Genomic DNA, 2,260 nt, shown 5'->3' with positions numbered 1-2,260 from the left:
GACGACGAGGGTGTGCCGGCCGGCGAAGCGGTCCCGGCCGCTGCCGAGCACGTCGGGCAGGGCGTGCTCGAGGAACGCCGCGGCGTCCGTCTCGCCGCGGGCGGGCAGGCCGGAGGCGCCGAGGACGTTGGGGGTGCCCCAGGTGCCGGAGGCGTCGATGACGGCGCGGGCGAGCAACTCGTCGCCGTCGGCGAGGCGGATCAGGAACGGCGTCTGTTCGCGGCCGGCGGTGCGCAGCCGGTCCAGGCCGAGCCGGCTGATCGCCTCCACCCGCGCGCCGTAGCGCAGGTGGGGCTTGAGCTGCGGCAGGTCCGCGAGCGGCTGGAGATAGTCGGTGACCAGCTCGGCGCCGGTGGGCAGGGCATCCTCGACCGGGGCGACCCAGCCGGCGTCGTCGAGCAGCCGGCGGGCGGCGGGGTCGACGTTGTAGCGCCACGGGGAGAACAGCCGCACGTGCCCCCACTGCCGCACCGCCGCGCCGGTGGTGTCCCCGGCCTCCAGGACGAGGAAGGGCAGCTCACGCTCGTGCAGGTGGGCGGCGGCGGCGAGACCCACCGGGCCCGCGCCGATCACCACGACGGGCGACTCGTCCAGGACACTCATCGGGAACTCCTCGGTGTTGAGAATGGCGGATCAAGAGGTGCGGGTGACGCCTGCCTCAGCAGGCTCCGACCGGATCGGGGGCCGGGCGGCCCATGACGACGTCGGCGGCGGACGGGAAGCACCCGACACAGGCGTCGTTGATGCGGTAGTGGCGTGCGGTGCCGACCGGCTCGACGAGCACGAACCGCACCTCGGTGAGGATCTTCAGGTGCTGGGAGACGGTGGACTGGGCGAGCCCGACGGCGGCGACGATCTCCCCCACACTCATCGGCCGGGCGTGGCGGGCCAGGTACTCCACCACCTGCACCCGCGTCGGGTCCGCGAGGGCCCGGAACCACGAGGCATAGGTCTGCGCGGTGTCGCGGTCGAGGAGGTCCCCCATCACCTCTCCCTCCATCGTTAATCGCCGATTGACGATGGAAGCCTAGCAGGCGCCGGAGCGGGCGATCCGCAGGGCAGCGGTCCCGCTTCTCAGCGGGGTGCCGTCAGCGCGTAGGCGGTGGTGCGGGCGCGGTCGCGGAGGCGGGCGATCCTCTGCGCGGGAGTGGACACCCGGGCGCAGGAGTCGCAGAACCGGACCCCTGCCACGGATGACGGCCGGCGACGCGGGAAGCCGAACATGACGAGCCTCATTTCCTGGGAGCACCTTGTCTTGACATATGTCTAAACAGAGAGTTGCACGCTGATTAGATGGATGTCAACCTAGGGGCATGCCGAAGCGCCAAGCGCCGATCCCCCTCGTCGACCTCGACGCCGACGCGCCGTGCTGCCCCCCACTGGCGCAGCGCCGGGTCCCGGCAGAGACGGCCGCGATCCTCGCGCCCGCGTTCAAGGCCCTCGGTGATCCGGTACGGCTGCAGCTGATGTCGATGATCGCCTCCGCCGACGGCGGCGAGGCCTGCGTGTGCGACCTGACGCCGGCGTTCGACCTGACCGGGCCGACGATCTCTCATCACCTCAAGACCTTGCGCGAGGCAGGCCTGGTGGACGCCGAACGGCGGGGCACGTGGGTCTACTACCGGGCGCGGCCACAGATCCTGCGCCAGCTCGCCGGCCTGCTGTCGATCGAGCCGACCGCCGCGGCGCAGCGGTAGACCACCGCGCGGCGACTCGCGCTCCCGGGGGATCCGGCCGCGCCGGCTTGACGCCTCCAGATTAATCAGAAATTATTGAGTCAATGGACATTGAGTCTTTCTCGCTGGTCGAGCGCGCGCGGATCCATGCCGCGTTGGGCGACCCGGCCCGCCTGGCCATCGTGGACGCGCTCACCCTGGGCGACGCCTCACCCGGGGAGATCGCACACACCCTCGCCATGCCGACGAACCTGGTCGCCCATCACGTCAAGGTCCTCGCCGACGCGGGCCTCGTCGTCCGGGGCCGGTCGGAGGGCGATCGGCGACGCATCTACCTTCGACTCCGACCGGCCGCCCTCTCCGCCCTCACGCCGCCACCACTGGCGGGCGCGCATCGGGTCGTCTTCGTCTGCACCCACAACTCCGCCCGCTCGCAACTGGCCGCGGCGCTGTGGAGGCAGCGCGCCAACGGCGACGCCGCATCCGCCGGCACCAGGCCGGCGCCGCGGGTCCATCCCCGCGCGCTCGCCGTGGCCCACCGCCACGCCCTCGACCTCGACCCGGCCGGCACCGCACACGTCGAC

General features: G+C 72.3%; 4 protein-coding genes. 2 read left to right on the top strand and 2 right to left on the bottom strand.

Translation table 11 applies throughout. The features are described from left to right. Together KBX39_RS29300 and KBX39_RS29295 are read right to left on the bottom strand one after the other, a co-directional pair. Positions 1–603, bottom strand: a 603-nt coding sequence (locus KBX39_RS29300) for an FAD-dependent oxidoreductase (protein ID WP_210873632.1), incomplete at its 3' end; no start/stop codon positions are given. 55 nt (positions 604–658) lie between these two features. Continuing rightward, positions 659–1,000, bottom strand: coding sequence for a metalloregulator ArsR/SmtB family transcription factor (locus KBX39_RS29295; RefSeq protein ID WP_210873630.1), 342 nt, complete (start codon positions 998–1,000; stop codon positions 659–661). Between the two features lie 313 nt (positions 1,001–1,313). Between KBX39_RS29295 and KBX39_RS29290 the strand changes: the two genes are divergently transcribed. Both KBX39_RS29290 and KBX39_RS29285 read left to right on the top strand, forming a co-directional pair. Then, positions 1,314–1,697, top strand: coding sequence for a metalloregulator ArsR/SmtB family transcription factor (locus tag KBX39_RS29290; protein ID WP_064445568.1), 384 nt, complete (start codon positions 1,314–1,316; stop codon positions 1,695–1,697). Positions 1,698–1,780: 83 nt separating this feature from the next. Next, positions 1,781–2,260, top strand: a 480-nt coding sequence (locus KBX39_RS29285; protein WP_210873628.1) for a helix-turn-helix domain-containing protein, incomplete at its 3' end; no start/stop codon positions are given.

This window comes from Micromonospora sp. D75 (assembly GCF_018070405.1).
Classification (GTDB): Bacteria; Actinomycetota; Actinomycetes; order Mycobacteriales; family Micromonosporaceae; genus Micromonospora; species Micromonospora chalcea.
Note: the sequence above shows the minus strand (reverse complement) of the source record. Positions and strands in the feature narration are given on the sequence as shown.